The 17,397-nt window shown below is 63.1% G+C and carries 13 protein-coding genes; 7 read left to right on the top strand and 6 right to left on the bottom strand.

Translation table 11 applies throughout. The features are described from left to right. The 6 genes from infB to B2W70_RS10070 form a co-directional block, all read left to right on the top strand. On the top strand, nucleotides 1–1,832 hold a 1,832-nt coding region (gene infB / locus B2W70_RS10045), incomplete at its 5' end, for a translation initiation factor IF-2 (protein ID WP_286745378.1). A gap of 92 nt (nucleotides 1,833–1,924) precedes the next feature. Next, nucleotides 1,925–2,320: a 30S ribosome-binding factor RbfA gene (rbfA, locus tag B2W70_RS10050; RefSeq protein ID WP_286745381.1), complete on the top strand. Its 396-nt coding sequence runs from the start codon at nucleotides 1,925–1,927 to the stop codon at nucleotides 2,318–2,320. A gap of 2 nt (nucleotides 2,321–2,322) precedes the next feature. Continuing rightward, nucleotides 2,323–3,336, top strand: a complete 1,014-nt coding sequence (truB, locus tag B2W70_RS10055; protein WP_286745384.1) for a tRNA pseudouridine(55) synthase TruB — start codon at nucleotides 2,323–2,325, stop codon at nucleotides 3,334–3,336. Nucleotides 3,337–3,357: 21 nt separating this feature from the next. Beyond that, complete coding sequence (typA, locus tag B2W70_RS10060; RefSeq protein ID WP_286745385.1) at nucleotides 3,358–5,190, top strand: translational GTPase TypA; 1,833 nt, start codon at nucleotides 3,358–3,360, stop codon at nucleotides 5,188–5,190. Between the two features lie 195 nt (nucleotides 5,191–5,385). Continuing rightward, nucleotides 5,386–7,047, top strand: coding sequence for a GMC oxidoreductase (locus B2W70_RS10065; protein ID WP_286745387.1), 1,662 nt, complete (start codon nucleotides 5,386–5,388; stop codon nucleotides 7,045–7,047). A 51-nt stretch (nucleotides 7,048–7,098) separates the two neighbouring features. Then, nucleotides 7,099–8,214, top strand: coding sequence for an enoyl-CoA hydratase/isomerase family protein (locus B2W70_RS10070; RefSeq protein ID WP_286745390.1), 1,116 nt, complete (start codon nucleotides 7,099–7,101; stop codon nucleotides 8,212–8,214). 3 nt (nucleotides 8,215–8,217) lie between these two features. On the opposite strand, the gene B2W70_RS10075 is transcribed toward B2W70_RS10070, so the two are convergent. Both B2W70_RS10075 and B2W70_RS10080 read right to left on the bottom strand, forming a co-directional pair. Beyond that, nucleotides 8,218–8,913, bottom strand: a complete 696-nt coding sequence (locus tag B2W70_RS10075; protein WP_286745392.1) for a 4'-phosphopantetheinyl transferase family protein — start codon at nucleotides 8,911–8,913, stop codon at nucleotides 8,218–8,220. Continuing rightward, nucleotides 8,913–9,710, bottom strand: a complete 798-nt coding sequence (locus B2W70_RS10080; protein WP_286745394.1) for a methyltransferase, TIGR04325 family — start codon at nucleotides 9,708–9,710, stop codon at nucleotides 8,913–8,915. The genes B2W70_RS10075 and B2W70_RS10080 overlap by 1 nt, the downstream gene beginning before the upstream one ends. A gap of 103 nt (nucleotides 9,711–9,813) precedes the next feature. Between B2W70_RS10080 and B2W70_RS10085 the strand changes: the two genes are divergently transcribed. Continuing rightward, a complete protein-coding gene (locus B2W70_RS10085) occupies nucleotides 9,814–10,914 on the top strand; it encodes an SGNH/GDSL hydrolase family protein (RefSeq protein WP_286745396.1) in 1,101 nt (366 codons plus the stop codon). Between the two features lie 11 nt (nucleotides 10,915–10,925). On the opposite strand, the gene B2W70_RS10090 is transcribed toward B2W70_RS10085, so the two are convergent. The 4 genes from B2W70_RS10090 to B2W70_RS10105 all read right to left on the bottom strand — a co-directional run bounded on the left by B2W70_RS10090 (nucleotide 10,926) and on the right by B2W70_RS10105 (nucleotide 17,338). After that, nucleotides 10,926–11,795, bottom strand: coding sequence for a cupin-like domain-containing protein (locus B2W70_RS10090; RefSeq protein WP_058086074.1), 870 nt, complete (start codon nucleotides 11,793–11,795; stop codon nucleotides 10,926–10,928). 244 nt (nucleotides 11,796–12,039) lie between these two features. Then, nucleotides 12,040–12,561 carry an alpha/beta hydrolase gene (locus tag B2W70_RS10095; RefSeq protein WP_286745399.1) on the bottom strand — a complete coding sequence of 174 codons (522 nt, stop codon included), beginning with the start codon at nucleotides 12,559–12,561 and terminating at the stop codon, nucleotides 12,040–12,042. An 86-nt stretch (nucleotides 12,562–12,647) separates the two neighbouring features. Further along, a complete protein-coding gene (locus tag B2W70_RS10100; RefSeq protein ID WP_058086076.1) occupies nucleotides 12,648–13,445 on the bottom strand; it encodes a serine aminopeptidase domain-containing protein in 798 nt (265 codons plus the stop codon). A gap of 35 nt (nucleotides 13,446–13,480) precedes the next feature. Then, a complete protein-coding gene (locus B2W70_RS10105) occupies nucleotides 13,481–17,338 on the bottom strand; it encodes a non-ribosomal peptide synthetase (protein WP_286745401.1) in 3,858 nt (1,285 codons plus the stop codon). Between the last annotated feature and the right edge of the window lie 59 nt (nucleotides 17,339–17,397).

Below are 17,397 nucleotides of genomic sequence, written 5' to 3' on the forward strand. Positions count from 1 at the left end.
GTCGCGGTGGTCGCCGTGGTGGTGACCGTGGTGGCGACAACCAGTCGAACTTCGTGCCGCCGAGTGAGCCGCAGGTCATCGAGGTGCACGTGCCCGAGACCATCTCGGTGGCCGACCTCGCCCACAAGATGTCCGTCAAGGCCTCCGAAGTCATCAAGCAGATGATGAAGCTGGGCCAGATGGTCACCATCAACCAGCAGCTGGACCAGGAAACCGCCATGATCGTGGTGGAAGAGATGGGCCACAAGGCGCTCGCCGCCAAGCTGGACGACCCCGATGCCTTCCTGGAAGAAGAACACGCCGAACAAACGGCCGAGCTCTTCCCCCGTGCGCCGGTGGTCACCGTCATGGGTCACGTCGACCACGGCAAGACCTCGCTGCTGGACTACATCCGCACGTCTCGCGTCGCCGCGGGCGAAGCGGGCGGCATCACGCAGCACATCGGTGCCTACCACGTGGACACCCCGCGCGGCATGATCACCTTCCTGGATACCCCGGGTCACGAGGCCTTCACGGCCATGCGTGCCCGCGGTGCGAAGGCCACCGACATCGTCATCCTGGTGGTGGCCGCAGACGACGGCGTCATGCCCCAGACCAAGGAAGCCATCCACCACGCGAAGGCCGCTGGCGTGCCCATCGTGGTCGCGATCAACAAGATCGACAAGCCGGGCAACAACATCGAGCGCGTGACCCAGGAGCTGGTTGCCGAACAGGTCGTGCCTGAAGCTTACGGCGGCGACGCCCCGTTCTGCCCGGTGTCGGCCAAGACCGGCCAAGGCATCGACGAACTGCTGGAAAACGTGCTGCTGCAAGCCGAAGTGCTGGAGCTGACGGCCGCCAAGGAAGCCATGGCCAAGGGCCTGGTGATCGAAGCGCGCCTGGACAAGGGCCGCGGCCCTGTGGCCACCGTGCTGGTGCAGTCCGGCACGCTCAAGCGCGGCGACGTCGTCCTGGCCGGTGCCTCGTATGGCCGTGTTCGCGCCATGCTGGACGAAGACGGCAAGCCGACCACCGAAGCCGGTCCTTCCATCCCCGTGGAAATCCAGGGCCTGACCGAGGTGCCCTCGGCCGGTGACGAGTTCATGGTGCTGTCGGACGAGCGCCGCGCCCGTGAAATCGCCACCTTCCGCCAAGGCAAGTACCGTGACGTCAAGCTGGCCAAGCAACAGGCCGCCAAGCTGGAAAACATGTTCGAGCAAATGGGTCAAGGCGGCGACGTTCAGACCCTGCCGATCATCATCAAGGCCGACGTGCAAGGCTCGCAAGAAGCGCTGGCTTCTTCGCTGCTCAAGCTGTCGACCGAAGAAGTGCGCGTTCAGATCGTTCACGCTGCAGTGGGTGGCATCTCCGAGTCGGACGTCAACCTGGCGATCGCCTCGAAGGCCGTGCTGATCGGCTTCAACACCCGCGCGGACGCCAACGCCCGCAAGGTGGCCGACCACAACGGCATCGACATCCGCTACTACAACATCATCTACGACGCCGTGGACGATGTGAAGGCGGCAATGGGCGGCATGCTGGCTCCGGAGCAGCGCGAGGAAGTCATCGGTACCGCTGAGATCCGTCAGGTGTTCATCGCCTCGAAGATCGGCACCATCGGTGGCTCCATGGTCACCAGCGGTGTGGTCCGCCGCAGCGCCAAGCTGCGCCTGCTGCGCGAGAACGTGGTCATCTACACCGGCGAGCTCGAAGGCCTCAAGCGCTTCAAGGACGACGTCAAGGAAGTGCGCGAAGGCTTCGAGTGTGGTCTCAACATCAAGGGCTACAACGACATCAAGGAAGGTGACGTGCTCGAGTTCTTCGAAATCAAGGAAGTGGCTCGCACGCTGTAAAAAACGCAGCGACCGCTCCCCCGATCAACCCCGCCTGAAACCCAGGCGGGGTTTGTGCTTGGAGGGCGGGCACCAGGAAAGAGTCAAGCACCATGCGCCACAAACGTTCCACACCCAATCGCGGCTTGCGAGTGGCCGACCAGATCCAGCGTGACCTGGCCGAGCTCATCCGCGACCTCAAAGACCCGCGCATCGGCATGGTCACGATCAGCAACGTCGAGGTGACGCCGGATTACGCTCACGCCAAGATCCGCTTCTCCCTGCTGGTGGGTGACCCGACGGCGTCCGAAGAAGGCCTGAACGAAGCCGCAGGCTTCCTGCGCAACGGCCTGTTCAAGCGCCTGCAGATCCACACCGTGCCGACGCTGCATTTCCACTTCGACCGCACCACCGAGCGCGCGGCCGAGCTCAACGCCCTGATCAACCGCGCCGTGGCCGACAAAGCCAAGGATGCGGATGAGCCGGGCGCGGAGGGGCAGGGCGCGTGAACATGGCCACGGCATCGCAACAGCTGACCCGCCCGCCGCGTCAACCGCGCCGGGCGCTGCATGGCGTCATCCTGCTGGACAAGCCTCTGGGCCTGTCGAGCAACGACGCCTTGCAGAAGGTCAAGCGGCTGTTGCGTGCCGAGAAGGCCGGTCACACCGGCACGCTCGACCCGTTGGCCACCGGCTTGCTGCCGTTGTGCTTTGGCGCGGCCACCAAGTTCTCGCAGGTCTCGCTCGACGCCGACAAGCGCTACACCGCCACGCTCCAGTTGGGCGTGCGCACCACCACGGCCGATGCCGAAGGCGAAGTCACAAGCACCCGCGAAGTGACGGCCGCCATGCTGGATGCCCAGCGCCTGCGCGCCGCCTGCGATGCCTTCGTGGGCACGATCGACCAGGTCCCGCCCATGCACTCGGCGCTCAAGCACCAGGGCAAGGCCCTGTACGAATACGCCCGCGAAGGCGTCGAGATCGAGCGCGCGCCTCGGCGCGTGACCCTTCACGCCATTGACATCCTGTCGGTGCAAGGTGAGGTCGTGACCATCGACGTGCGTTGCAGCAAGGGCACCTACATCCGCACCCTGGCCGAGGACATCGGCGAGCACCTGGGTTGTGGCGCCCACCTCATCGGCCTGCGCCGAACCGGCAGCGGCGGCGTCAGCCTGCAAGGCGCGGTCACGCTCGAAGCCTTGCAGGCCATGACCGAGGCCGAGCGCGACGAGCACCTGATGGCGCCCGACGTCCTGCTTGCCGATTGCCCCGATGTGGACTTGTCGCAAGACGAAGCAGCGCGTTTCCTCACCGGCTTGCGCCGCAAGGTGATGCTGCCCAATGCCGATTTGGTGCGCGTCTACGGGCCGATGCCTGGCGCCACCGCTTCTGTAGGCCGTGTGCTGCTGGGCAGCGCCCACGTGCAGTCCGGCGAACTCATCCCCACCCGCCTGCTCAGCCCCCTCGAGGTGCAGGGCCTGGTGAGCCAGCAAGCAACCGAGCCAGTCGCGCTGGCCACTCACTGATTTCAGACCTGAGAGATTCCCATGAGCACTCAAATCCGCAACATCGCGATCATCGCCCACGTGGACCATGGCAAGACGACCATGGTGGACCAACTGCTGCGCCAGTCCGGCACCTTCGCCGACCATGAAAAGGTCGTCGACACCGTGATGGACAACAACGCCATCGAACGCGAGCGCGGCATCACCATCCTGGCCAAGAACTGCGCCGTGAGCTGGGAAGGCACGCACATCAACATCGTCGACACCCCGGGCCACGCGGACTTCGGTGGTGAGGTCGAGCGCGCGCTGTCCATGGTCGACGGCGTGGTGCTGCTGATCGATGCGCAAGAAGGCCCGATGCCGCAAACGCGCTTCGTGACCAAGAAGGCGCTGGCCCTGGGTCTCAAGCCCATCGTCGTGGTCAACAAGGTGGACAAGCCCGGTGCCAAGCCGGATGCCGTCATCAACGCTGCATTCGATTTGTTCGACAAGCTGGGCGCCACCGACGAACAGCTCGACTTCCCCGTGGTCTACGCCTCGGGCATCAACGGCTGGACCTCCCTGGAAGAAGGTGCGCCTGGTGAGCAGTGGGGCCCTGACATGTCGGCCCTGTTCAACACCGTGCTCAAGCATGTGCCTGCGCAAAAGGGTGACCCGGCGGCGCCGCTGCAACTGCAGATCTCCGCACTCGACTTCTCGACCTTCGTGGGCCGCATCGGCGTGGGCCGCATCAGCCAGGGCACGGCCAAGCCGGGCCAGAACGTGGTCGTGATGGAAGGCCCCGATGGCAAGGCCATCAATGGCCGCATCAACCAGGTGCTGACCTTCCAGGGCCTGGACCGCGTGCAGGTCACCGAAGCCGGCCCCGGCAACATCGTGCTGATCAACGGCATCGAAGACATCGGCATCGGCGTGACCGTGACCGACCCGGCCAACCCCGCTCCGCTGCCCATGTTGAAGGTGGACGAGCCCACCCTGACCATGAACTTCTGCGTGAACACCTCGCCGCTGGCTGGTCGCGAGGGCAAGTTCGTGACCTCGCGTCAGATCTGGGACCGCCTGCAAAAAGAGCTGCAGCACAACGTGGCCCTGCGCGTGAAGGAAACCGACGAAGACGGCATCTTCGAGGTCTGTGGTCGTGGTGAACTGCACCTGACCATCCTGCTGGAAAACATGCGCCGTGAAGGCTACGAGCTGGCCGTGTCCAAGCCCCGCGTGATGTTCAAGGACATCGACGGTGTGAAGTCCGAGCCGATGGAGCTGGTCACCGCCGACGTGGAAGAAATCCACCAAGGTGGCGTGATGCAGGCCCTGGGCCTGCGCAAGGGCGAGATGATCAACATGGAGCCGGACGGCCATGGCCGCGTGCGCCTGGAGTACCGCATCCCCGCTCGCGGTCTGATCGGCTTCTCCAACGAATTCATGAACCTGACCCGTGGTTCGGGCCTGATCTCGTCGATCTTCGACGGCTATGAAGCCCACAAGGGTGACATCGGCGGCCGCAAGAACGGCGTGCTGATCTCCATGGACGACGGTGAAATCTTCACCTATGCCCTGGGCAAGCTCGACGACCGCGGCCGCATGTTCGTCAAGCCGAACGACCCGGTGTACGAAGGCATGATCGTCGGCATCCACAGCCGCGACAACGACCTGGTGGTCAACGCCACGCGCACCAAGCAGCTGACCAACTTCCGTGTCTCGGGCAAGGAAGACGCCGTCAAGATCACGCCGCCGATCGACCTGACGCTGGAGTACGGCGTGGACTTCATCGACGACGACGAGCTGGTCGAGATCACGCCCAAGAGCATCCGCGTGCGCAAGCGCTTCCTCAAGGAGCACGATCGCAAGCGTGCTTCGCGCGAAGCCAACGCCTGATCGCCTGATCGCCTGATCGGGCACCTACCCCGAACGGGTAGATGATGGAAGCCCTGATGCCGCCGTGCAAGGCGGGATCAGGGCTTTCCCACATCTGGCCGCGTGATGGATATCACTGGCCGCATCGGTGAATGCGCGCCTCAGCCACGGTTCCTACGATGCCTGTACTTCCAAAACACGGAGCGCAAGCACATCATGAACAAGCTGAATCGTCGCCAGTGGGGGCAAAGCGTCCTGGCAGTTGGGGCCCAGTTGGGCCTGGGGAGCGTGGGCCTGCCCATGCGCGCCGTCACCGGTGGCATCACCTCGGCCGCGGCACTCGCGGGCTTGATGACCGAAGAGGCCTATGCCGCACAAGCCGAAGAGCACGTGCCCAACCTCGTTGTGGGTTCTGGCTACGGTGGTGCCGTGACGGCTCTGCGCCTGGCGCAAAAGGGCCAGCGCGTCACGGTGCTGGAAATGGGGCGGCTGTGGAACACGCCTGGCTCGGACGGCAAGATATTCTGCAAGCCCTTCTCGCCCGACGAGCGCGCCATGTGGTTCAAGGACCGCATCACGGCGGTGTTTTCGACCATTGGCGGTGTCATCCCGGTCAGCAGCCTGCTGAAGGTGCCGGTGGCCGCGGGCATCCTCGACGTGGTGTCGTCGCCCAACATGGACGTCTACCTGGGCCGTGGCGTGGGCGGTGGTTCGCTGGTCAACCTGGCCATGCTGATCACGCCTTACCGCGAGACGCTGCAGCGCATCCTGCCCTCGGGCATCGACATCAACGAGCTCTACAACGTCTACTACCCGCGAGCGCTGTCGGGCCTCAAGGGCAACAAGATCCGACCCGCGTACTACCAGGCCAGCGCCTACCACCGCTATGCGCGCGTGGCTTGCGCTCAGGCCGCCAAGGCGGGCTTCCAGTGGCGCACGCTCGACTCGGGCTATGACATGGCCTACATGGAGCAGGAAGAAGCCGGCACGGCGCCGAAGTCTGCGCTGGGCAGCGAAGGCGGCTTCGGCAACAACCACGGCAAGATGAGCCTGGACAAGACTTACCTGGCCGAGGCGTTGGGGACGGGCCTGGTGCGGATCCAACCGTTGACCGAGGTGACCTCGATCGGTCGCGCAGCCGATGGCCGCTACCTCGTCACCACCAAGCAGATCGACGTCAAGGGCACGGTGCTGGCCACGCGCACCATCAGCTGTGATCGTCTGTTCCTGGGCGGCGGCTCCATGGGCACGACCAACCTGCTGGTCAAGGCCCGCGCCACCGGCACGCTGCCCAACCTGAACGAACACATCGGCACGCGCTGGAGCTCCAACGGTGAGATCTTCATGGTGCGCAACGTCTACACGCCCACGGGCGCCAAGACCTCGGTGTTGCCGGCCACGGGCATTGATGCCTACGACCACAAGGGGCAGCAGGTGTACTCGATGAACATCGCCATGCCGCTGGGCATCGACACCTTCAGCACCGCACACATCACCATGACGCAGACACCGGAGCTGGGTAAGTTCAGTTACGACGCCAGCAAGCAGCAGTCGGTGCTGAACTGGTCAGCCACGGCCAAGAACGAGCCGGTGACGAGCGCCAAAGCCGTGTACGACAAGATCAACAAGGCCAACGGTGCGACCTACAACAAGAGTTGGTTCGGCGGCAAGACGGTGGGTGACAACGCGACCTATCACCCGCTGGGTGGCTGCCCGATCGGGCTGGCCACGGACGACGTGGGAGAGGTCAAGGGCTATCCGGGCCTGTATGTGATGGACGCAGCCCTGTTCCCCGACTCGTTGGTGGCCAACCCAGCGCTGTCGGTGACGGCGTTCGCCGAGCGCAACATCGAGCGGATCATCGCGAAGATGACTTGATGATGGGCTGAGGTGCGCAGAAGCATGGGGCCGCTGTAATACAGTGTCCCCATGTTTGCTCCTGTCCTCACCGAAGTCGTCGGTGGCCTGGGTGTCATCACACTGAACCGCCCCCGCGCGCTCAACGCGCTCAACCTGGAGATGGTGCGTGAGCTCAGCACCGTCCTGCGCGGATGGGCCGATGACCCCGCCGTGCTGGCTGTGTTGCTGCGCGGCGCTGCCCGCGAGGCCAGCGACGACAAGCAGCCGGTGACGCATTTTTGTGCCGGCGGCGACATCCGCTTCATGCACGATGCGGCCCTGGCAGGCGACCCGGCGGTGGAGGATTTCTTCAGCGAGGAGTACGCGCTGGACCACTTCATCCATGTGTTCCCCAAGCCCACGATCGCCTGGCTGCAGGGCGTGACCATGGGCGGTGGCATGGGCCTGGCGCAGGGCTGCAAGTTGCGCGTGGCCACCGAGACGCTGCGCATGGCCATGCCCGAGACGCGCATCGGCCTGTTCCCCGACGTCGGGGGCGGCTACTTCCTGCCTCGATGCGCCGGGGCCATCGGCGAGTACCTGGGTGTAGTCGGCCCCCACCTGCACGTGACCGATGCGCTCACCCTGGGCCTGGCCGACGTGGCGGCCCAGGGCGGTTGCCTGCCCGCCTTCCTGGCCGACCTGCGTCAAACACCGGGTGGCACCGGCGAGGCGATCGTGGCCCGGCTGCGTGCCCACCTTGACCTGCATCCCCTGGAGCACCTGCCCGAGGCCACGGTGACGGTGCATTTCGATGCCATCCAGCGGCATTTCAGCCTGCCCAGCCTGCAGGACATCGTGGCGTCGTTGCAGGCCGATGGCAGCGAGTGGGCCCAAGCCACGCTGCAGCAGATGGCCGGTCACTCGCCACTGATGATGGCCGTCACGCTGGAGCAGGTGCGGCGAGGGCGCAGCATGCCACTGGCCGAGGTGTTCCGCATGGAGCGCACGCTGGTGCGGCACTGTTTCCAGTTGCGCAAGGGTGCCGAGAGCGAAACGGTCGAAGGCGTGCGCGCCCTGGTGGTCGACAAGGACCACGCTCCGAAGTGGCGGCCGGCCAAGATTTCGGACCTGGACGCCGCGCAGGTCGAGGCGTTTTTCGAGCAGGTGTGGCCCTTGCACGCCCATCCACTCAAAGACCTGTGACCTTCAGGCTTTGATCCAGGCCAAGCTGGCCGAGTGCGCCTGATGAACAGGGAGGATCAGGTCGGTCCAATTCACCTGCGGCCCAAGGGGCGGGCGCCAATCTCCTTTGTCAGCCTGTGGGGACACGCTCACTGGCACCTGGTCAGGCGGGGTCAGCAGCCCCGTTCCCAATGCCTTGAGGCAAGCTTCCTTGCGAGTCCAGGCATTGAACAGGGCCGCGTCACGTTGGGAAGGGGCCAGGCGGGCCCAGGCTTGCCATTCGCTCGGAGTCAAGATGGCGCTGCCGAGCGATTCGTTGTCTCGTGACGGTTGGTGAACTTCGATGTCCACTCCCAGGGGCAGGTCGGGGTGCATTGCCACGAGCGCCCAGCCAGCGCTGTGCGAGAGATTGAAACGAAGTGAGGGGGGAATCAGTTCGGGCTTGCCATGGGCGCTGGCTTGCATCGCCAACGCCGCCGGCTCACGGTGCAACCGCTCCGCCAGCAAAACGTTCAAGGCAGCATGGGCCGCTTGGTAACGGCAGGCGTCATGGCGCCGGGTGAAGCGCAGTGCGCGTTGATGCTCTGCTTCGCTCAGGCAGGCCAGCGTGCCCCGGCTGACCGATTGCTCCGCATCTGGCAGGGGGATGAGCCACACCTGCGCACCGATGAAGGGGGTCACGCAAACCCAACTCTGTCGGGCGCTGGACACGTCCCACATCACGGCTTCAGCCGGAAGTACAGGCCACTGTATGTGTCGAACTCGTCCTCATCGAAACCCAAGGAAAGGAATTTTCGATCGGGGACCTCCCACTGGTCAACGAGTTCATAACCATGCTGCTCGATGCCGCTGACAAAGGCCTGGCGATTGAACACATGGTGCGGTACGTAGGAGCCGAAGCCGATGTTCTGACTGGACACGAAGGCAGGGGCTTCGGTCAGCGGTAGCTTGTTGATCAGGATGTGGCGAGGTTTGCGGGACGCACGCGAGAGAAGCGAGAAAAGATCAACATCCTCCATGAACTCCAGGACGCCCGCGGCCATCCAGATGTCGCATGACAACCATGGGTCAGGCCAGTCGTCTGAGAAGGACAGCGCAGTGGCTCCACGCTGTTGGGCAATGTCTCGCCCTTGCTCGATGAAGGCGCTCAGCTCCTGGACTCGCCATTGCAGTGCGGGCGGGTACGCCAGATAGCGCTGGTAGGCGTAGTACTGGTTGCCGATCGAGCCGCCTATGTCCAGCAGCGAGGTGGATCCTGTCTCGAATGCTCCTCGCAGCCAGAAAAGCACGGGGTAGTCAAAAGACCAGATGCGGTGGCACCGTTCGTTGACGTACTCCTCGGTGAACTTCTCGTGGCTGAACTCTGCAGACGGGGGCAGCCAGGCGCGTGCCTGTGCAAAGGTCTGAAAGTGCCCACAGTGGAAACCACGGCCGCGCGGCGACAGGTACTTTCCGATCGCACGTCGATGCAACCAGGTGCGGATGAGCGGCAGTCGTTTGATGGTGGCCAGTTGCATGGGAGTCAGGCTGGGCAAAGCAGGTCTTTGTTTGGCGGATAAGATACACCGAACCGCGCCAGGGGAGGTTGCGGAAGCGTCTTGGACAACGTGCGACGACATCATGAAGAAGTTCATTTGGCTGGCGCTGTGCGGGGTGATCATCTTTGGCGTGTTGTGGCTCGTGTTTGCGCCGGATCAGCGAATGCAGCAGTCGCTGCACGGCAGGTCCTCTGACGAAGCTGCCGTGCCATTCGGGGTTCTGGGTGATTCCGACAGCCATGCGTACCACGATGAATTGACATTTGCCCGCTGGCCTGGTGCACGAGGCGGGCAAATGCGCCAACGCACGTGGCAATGGACCGAGGTGTTGGCTAACCTGAGATCAACGCAGCTTGATCCTGGGCCTTGGGGCACGTGGGGAACCCGCTTCAGGCGCCTGTCGATGCTGCGCGACGCGTTGGGTCAGGATGGACGGTTTCCCGCGAAGCAGGATCATTTGTTCAATCAGGCGTACTCGGGTGCAGTGTGCTCAAACCTCAATGCCCCCCCCCAAGACCAGACCCAACGCCTGTTAACGCTGATGGCTCGCACCCCAGTGCGTTGGCAACAGGGGGTGGTGGTGATTCGCATCGGAACGAATGATTTTGGCAAGCAGGCCGCGCTGGATGCCTTGTCCCGCAACCCGTCCGATCCGGATGTGGTGGCCTTGATCGACTCGTGCCTGTCGCATATCGCCAGAGCCGTGAAAAGGCTTCGGCAGACTCAACCGGAACTGCGAATCGTGCTGGTGGGCATCTTCAACAATACCGAGTGGGAGAAATTTCATCACCTCTGGCAGTCGCCAGAGGCCTTGGCGGCCATTCGACTGGGCCTTGCGCGATTTGACCAGGGGCTGCGTGCCCTGGTCGCTCAGGATCCTCGCATGGCATTCTTCGATGATCAGGCTTGGTTTGCTGCCCGCTGGGGCTCTCGCGAGGCAACTGGCATGGCCGACTATCGCAGGGTGCTTTTCGGGAGTCGCTTCGAAGTCAGCAATACCGGGGGCGACGATCCTTGGCACGCCACCTTGCAAGACGGGCATGCCGGGACGGTCTGGAACGCACTGTGGGCTCAGTCGATGGTCGAGCTGATCAATGAACGCTTCGGTTTGAACATTCCCGGCTTGACCACCGACGAGCTGGTGAACTTCGTGGATGCGGATGGCCAGCTGGGCATGCGTTGAGAGCGCCGACCTCAGTCGCCAAAACCGCGCATCTTGAGGTAACCGTGCCACATGTTCGACTTCAGTGAATCCCGCCACGCCGATTGACCGACCTTGGAAGGCTGCAAGCCCACACGGCGCAGATTTTTGCGCAGCACATGGTTGAATGACAGGGCATCGCGCCAGCGAATGCTCTCATCGGTGTTGAAGATGATCGACATGGATATGGACACATCTTCCGGACCGTTGCGCACGTGGTGCCCCGCCACGAACGGAATGTGCAGCGCCTCGCCGGGGCTGAACTCGAAGACGGTAGACATCTGGTCAACCTGGGGTGTCCAGGGTAGCTTCGTGTTCTGGCGGATGACATAAGCCTCGCGGTTCGCTTGGGACACCACCCGATCGTCCCAGGGCTTGGCCACCGTGACGGCTTTGCTGCCGCGGAACTGCATCAGGAACGTGGAATAGCGGTCGATGTGAAACGGGGTGATGCTGTTTGGTGAGGCAATGAACAGGTACAGCTGTGCACCCACCGGCAAATCACCAACGCCGCGTTTTTTCATCAGCGCCGAGACCTCCCCGCACAGGTCTCGATACAGGTCTGCGAACGACGGATCTGCTTCCGGTGAGCGCACCATGATGTACGAGTCTGAAGTGCGAATGGACTCGATGGTCTCTTCCAGCGACCGGTCCTTTGGCTTTTTCCGGAAGGTTGACTCGAAATCGGCTCCGACATCCTGCAGGCCCTTGGAGTACATGACCTGCTGCTCTGGCAAAGTTGGCAGGACCCTGGAGAGGTTCTCCAGAGAGAGTGCGGGGTGCCCCATCAGGTTGTGATGAAACTTGAACGGCTGTTTGTCCAGCAGTTCGCTGTTGAGATCGGTGGCAAAACAGGTGCTCATTTGGGTGGCTGGTGGGTCAGGGGAGATGAGCGACAAACTTCAGGACAGAGTCCATCAGCCGTCGTTGGGCGTGCAGGGTCGAGGCGGTGTGGTCAACATCGGGCAGCAGTTCGCACGGAACGTGAGCGACCCTGCCAAAAGCGCTGAACGTTTCTCGCCACTGTGAGGGGTGGTTGTATTGCCAGAACATGCCGCCGGAATACACCACTTGCAGCCGAACCCCCTTGTCAAGCAAGGTTTGAATTCAGCCCGCAAACTCGGATTTGGGTGGGGTGGGGTACGGGTTGTCGATCAGCATGGGCGGTTCCCCATCGGGCGGCGCCCGGGTGTCGATGCGCATGCGGATGATCTGCCAGGCCTTGGTGACCCAACGTGCCAAGGTGCCAGCAAAGTCCAGTTGAAGTTGTTTGCGCGCGCGCACCCACTTTGTCTTGGCGCTGGGGTAAGCATGAGGGTCCATCATCCAAAGTGCCTTGAGACGATCGTCATCAAGGGCCGCGGCAATGCCGTGATGCGCTCCGGAGCAGATGCCAGCCAGAGCGAAGGAGTCGGTGTGGGTCAGGCGTTGCAGGTGGTTCATGGCCTCTTGCAGATCCTTCACTGCCTGCTGCTCGAAGGGCAGGGAGCCATCCGGGGCATCGCTGTCGCCCTGCCCGGACAGGTCAAGGCGCAGGACGGTGAATCCGTCCTCTGCCAGACGTCGAGCCAGCTTGACGTTGATCCTGTGCGGCCCCATGCGATGAATGACCCCGGCGTTGAGCAGCAAGATGGTCGTGCCTTTGGTCGCCCCAGTGGGCCGCGTGAGCGTGCCGACCAGATGAGACCCTGGCCCAAAGGTGAGGATGTGCTCGTTCATGCCACCTCACCTTTGATGGCGGAGGTCAGAAGCCGAAGCAACTCGGGGGGAGCCAGGGCACTGCCACCGGCTTCTTCGGTGTGCCAGTCCATGTGTGCCTGGGTTGGCAGGTATCGCCAATCAGCCCCATGCGCTTGCAAACGCTCTGACAGGCGTTGGGCTGCAGGCGTCGGCGCTGTTGCCACGTGATAGCAGGCCTGAAGACACGACGGGTGGATTCGCTCGAGAGAGACGCTCCGCATTTCGGCAAGCCAGGCATCGCTCACGCCGATCCCCATTGCTTCGTGACGCAGTTCGGCTTGGGGCTTGTGTCGATGGATGAACGGATCAAACGTGTGCTTGACGTGGGCGATAGCCAACTCTTGAACATATGTCGGGCCGTCCAGGACAGGCTCCCATAAAACGATGCGCAGGGGGGGCGTGGCACTGCGCGCCGAGGCGAGCAGTGCCAACGTGCCTCCAAGGCGGGCGCCAACCCACACGGTTTCTCGTGCTCGTGTGCGGCGACCGAGCTCTTCTTGGGCGGCCAGGATGTCTTCTTGCCACTGCGCCAGCGAGCCTTCGGTGTCTTCTCCCGAGGACTCTCCTGTGCCGTGGTAGTCGAAGCGCATGACGTGGAATCCTTGGCGCGCCAACTGTTCCGCCAGGAGCCTGTGCAGGCGGTGTGTGCGAACGGCCTCCTGTCCGAAGGGGGCGCACAGCAACACTTGCAAAGCGGTGCGATTCGCCGGGGCCGGCGGGTGGTAGACCCCATAGAGCCTGCGCTCGGCTGGGCCAAAGAAAAATGGTGTCATCTCAGAGCAGGAAAGGGCTCGGTGTCGGCACGGGATCAACGTCCCAGCAAGCGGCTGAACCAGCCACCTTTGCTGGCCTCGGTCGACGGTTGCACCGCTTGCTTCGGGGTGTCCTGGGCGGGGTGGTCCACGTCGGTCTGTCGAGCCGGCTGTGTGGCAGATTCGGAGGCGGCCAACTGCCCCAGGGTTTCGAAAATCAGTCGTCGCACATTGATGGTCAACCCTGTCCGACGTTTGATTTCGGTGACCGCACGCATGGCCAGGAGCGAGTGGCCTCCTAGGTTGAAGAAGTTGTCGTCAAGGCCGATGTCATCGGTATCAATCAGTTCTTGCCACACGGCCGCCATCGCCACTTCAAGCGCCGTGGTGGGTTCGCGCCTGTTGCGTCGGGTGGCTGAAGTTCGATGGGCGGATTCCGTGGGGCGAGGCAAGGCTGATCGATCCACCTTGCCATTGGGTAGCTTTGGCAGATCCGTCTGCAGCACGATGTGTTGCGGCAGCATGTAGTCGGGCAACATGGTCGCCAGCTGAGCCCTCAGTGCTGTCACATCGGTTTGCAGTCCGTGCAGGGTTCGCGGGACGCAATAGGCGACGAGTCGCACATCACCGGGCAGGTCCTCTCGCGCCATCACAATGGCTTGCCCGATGGATGGGTCGCTCAGCAAGGCGGCCTCGATCTCGCCGAGTTCGATGCGATGGCCTCGCACCTTGACTTGGTGATCCAGCCTGCCCAGGTGCTCCAGTTCACCCTCTGTCCCCCATCGTCCCAGGTCCCCTGTGCGATAGAGCCTGGCATGGGGGGCTGCATGGAAGGGGTCTCGAATGAACCGCTCTGCTGTGAGTTCCGGGCGATACAGGTAACCTGCCGTGACGCCTTCTCCGCCGATGCAGATCTCGCCAGGTGTTCCGACGGGGCATGTTTGTCCTTGAGCATCCAGGACGTGCACTTGGGTGTTGGCTATGGGCCGACCAATGCGCACACCGCGTTCAGGGTGAGACACGCGCCAGCATGTCGACCACACCGTGGTCTCGGTAGGACCATACATGTTCCAGACCGCACCGCAACGCGCCAGCAGGGCCGATGCAAGAGATGCTGGCAGCGCTTCTCCTCCGACCAGCGCTGTGAAGCCGGGGTGCCCCTGCCATCCAGATTCGATGAGCGCGTGCCAGGTGCTGGGTGTGGCTTGCATCGTGCTGATGTCGTCTTCCACCAGCGCCTTGAGCTGGAATGGGTCGCGGGTGTCATCGCTGCGGCACAGCACCACTTCTGCTCCGACGAGCAGGGGAAGGAAGAGTTCCAGCACCGAGATGTCGAAGCTGAGCGTGGTCACTGCCAGCAAACGTTCGCCAGCCCGCAATCCAGGCTCCCGAGCCATGCTTTGCAGGAAATTGGTCACGCAAACGTGTGGCACCACCACGCCTTTTGGCTTGCCCGTGGAGCCGGATGTGTAGATCACGTAGGCGGCGTCGGATGAATTGGCATCGAGGGAGGCATCTGGCTCTGGTGCGCGGGTCGGCTGCAGCAGCAGCAGGGCATCGTCGATGTCCGTCAGCAGGGTTCTCTCCCGTGGCCAGGCAAAGGCTTGCATGGTGTCTGAGCGACTGACCACCCAGGCCAGGCGAGCATCTTCGGCCATGTGTTTCAGTCGCTCTGCGGGGTAGTCGGGGTCGAGCGGCACGTAAGCTGCGCCTGCTTGAAGGATGCCCAACGTCGTTGCTAGCATGTCCGGGCAGCGCGGCATGCACACGCCAACCAGGCTTCCTCGGCCCAGGCCCTGGGCGCGCAGATGGTGCGCGATTTGCGCTGCTCGAGCCCAAAGCTCAGCGTGGCTGAGTGAGCGCTCTCCGGCCAGGCTCACCGCGATTTCGCTGGATGACGCATGCTGCTGTTGCAGCAGCAGGTCGATCATGTTCGCAGCGGTGGTAGGCCATTGGATGGACGTGCTGTTCCACTGCCTCAGTTGCAGGGTCTCCTGCTCCGATTGCACCGAAATGTCTTTCAGTGGCGTGTTCGCGTGACTGGAGAGCTGTTTGAGCAGGTGCGACAACCGTTGTGCGAACAGTTGCACGGTCCCTTCGTCGAGGATGTCCGTGTTGTAGTTGAACGTGAATTCGATGTCGTTGGGCGTTTCCACGCACCACAAGGCCAGGTCTTGTGCGGCGCCCACCATCGGGACATCGAACCGTTTGTGCTCGACATTGCCCCAGTTCGTGTGGCGCTCGCGGGCATCCTGGTATGAGAACAGGGCCTGATACAGCGGTGCACGGCTGGCGTCTCGTGGCAACTGCAAGGTCCGAACAAGGTGGTCAACCGGCACGTCCGGATGTGACAAAGCATCAATGGTGCTGCGCTGTACCTGCGCGAACCAGTCGGATAGGGTCAGATCGGCGCGGGGCGTCAGTCTCAGCGGCAAGGTGTTGACGAAGAAGCCGATGAGCGACTCCAGTTCCGCATGGTCTCGCCCTCGAACTGGTGTTCCGATGACCAGGTCTTCCTGACCGGTGAGCTTGTTCAGCAACAAGCCGAAGGCCCCCAGCAACGTGGTGAACAAGGTTCGCCCTTGACGTTGCGCCGCCTCTCGCAGTTGGTGAGTTGTTTGTTGGTCGAGGTGAACAGTGCAAGAGGCACCCTGCCCAGACATCAGGGGAGGCCTTGATCGGTCGGTGGGAAGGGCCAGCGGCGCCGGCGCTGGTGTCATCCGGGCCTGCCAGAACGCAGTTTGGCGCTGAAGTTCCTCGCCGCTCATCCACTTGTTGTGCCAGGCGGCAAAGTCGCCGTAGGTGACGGGCAACGTAGGCAGCTGTGCCGGACGTCCGGCCATGGCAGCGCTGTACAACTCCGACAGTTCGTCGTTGAACACCTGGAACGACCACCCATCCCAGATCAGGTGATGGACCAAGAAGAACAGGACGTGGTCTCGATCAGAGAGCTTGAACAAGCGGATGGCAAAAAGCGGACCTTTCTCGAGGTCAAACGGCTGCATGGCGAGTTCGCCCATGCGGTGACGCAGAGTGGATTCGCGCTCGGACTCTGTCAGGTGACTGAGGTCTTCCAGTGGCAGCAAGGGCGCATCCAGTCGGGGCAGCACCTGCTGATGGTCGCCTGTGGGCGTGCGCCCTATGACGGTGCGCAATGCGGCTTGCCGGGCCAGCAGTTGCTGCCAGGCTTGAGCGAGGGCCTGAATATCGAGCTCGCCATCGAGCCTGTGAGCGGAGGGGATGTGATGCGTGACGCTGTGCGGCGTCAGGTTTTCGAGGTACCAGAGCCGTTGTTGCATTTGCGACAGCGGTGCTGTGGTCGTGTCGCCACGGTGAGGAATCACCTGGGGGGCAGCGCTTGGCGCACCGATGGGCTGGGCACCCTCCGCAGTGGGGTGTGCCGGAGTCATCGTTGCGCTCAGCGCCTGGGCCAGGCGGCGCGGAGTGGAGTTGTCGAAGATGGTGTGGACGCTGACCGGCTTGCCCGTGCGATTGCGGATCTGCGTCACCGCGCGCATCACCAGCAGCGAGTGGCCGCCGCGGTCAAAGAAGTCCTCGTCGATGTCGAATCGATCGAGCCCGAGCAGGCCGCGCCAGATCTCGGCAATGGCCGACTCCACCGATTCGGCAGAGGAGGTCGTGGCAATGCCGCTGGGTGTTGACGCGGCCGTGGAAGGAGCGTTTGCAGGAGGTGCGTCCGACGTTGCCCCAGGGGAGAAATCGTATCGGGACAGAGGACGATCCGGGTCGGTCACGATTTCACGCAGCAGCCGCTCCAGCGCCTTCGCGAAAGCTCCGACGGAGCTGGTGTCCAGCACATCGGCATTGAACGTGAACACGAATTCGATGTGATTGCGAGTTTCCACGCACCACAGCGACAGATCTTGTGCAGCACCCAGCATGGGCGTGGGCATGCGCTGGTGGTCCACGTTGCCCCAGCGAGTGGTGCGTTCACGGACATCCTGGTAAGAGA

The sequence above is a fragment of the Aquabacterium sp. UBA2148 genome (assembly GCF_002328915.1).
Taxonomy (GTDB): domain Bacteria; phylum Pseudomonadota; class Gammaproteobacteria; order Burkholderiales; family Burkholderiaceae_C; genus Aquabacterium; species Aquabacterium parvum.

Coding starts and splice junctions, on each gene's coding strand:
- rbfA (WP_286745381.1), top strand. CDS start 1,925: ATGCGCCACAAACGTTCCACACCCAATCGCGGCTTGCGAGTGGCCGAC.
- truB (WP_286745384.1), top strand. CDS start 2,323: ATGGCCACGGCATCGCAACAGCTGACCCGCCCGCCGCGTCAACCGCGC.
- typA (WP_286745385.1), top strand. CDS start 3,358: ATGAGCACTCAAATCCGCAACATCGCGATCATCGCCCACGTGGACCAT.
- B2W70_RS10065 (WP_286745387.1), top strand. CDS start 5,386: ATGAACAAGCTGAATCGTCGCCAGTGGGGGCAAAGCGTCCTGGCAGTT.
- B2W70_RS10070 (WP_286745390.1), top strand. CDS start 7,099: ATGTTTGCTCCTGTCCTCACCGAAGTCGTCGGTGGCCTGGGTGTCATC.
- B2W70_RS10075 (WP_286745392.1), bottom strand. CDS start 8,913: ATGTGGGACGTGTCCAGCGCCCGACAGAGTTGGGTTTGCGTGACCCCC.
- B2W70_RS10080 (WP_286745394.1), bottom strand. CDS start 9,710: ATGCAACTGGCCACCATCAAACGACTGCCGCTCATCCGCACCTGGTTG.
- B2W70_RS10085 (WP_286745396.1), top strand. CDS start 9,814: ATGAAGAAGTTCATTTGGCTGGCGCTGTGCGGGGTGATCATCTTTGGC.
- B2W70_RS10090 (WP_058086074.1), bottom strand. CDS start 11,795: ATGAGCACCTGTTTTGCCACCGATCTCAACAGCGAACTGCTGGACAAA.
- B2W70_RS10100 (WP_058086076.1), bottom strand. CDS start 13,445: ATGACACCATTTTTCTTTGGCCCAGCCGAGCGCAGGCTCTATGGGGTC.
- B2W70_RS10105 (WP_286745401.1), bottom strand. CDS start 17,338: ATGCCCACGCCCATGCTGGGTGCTGCACAAGATCTGTCGCTGTGGTGC.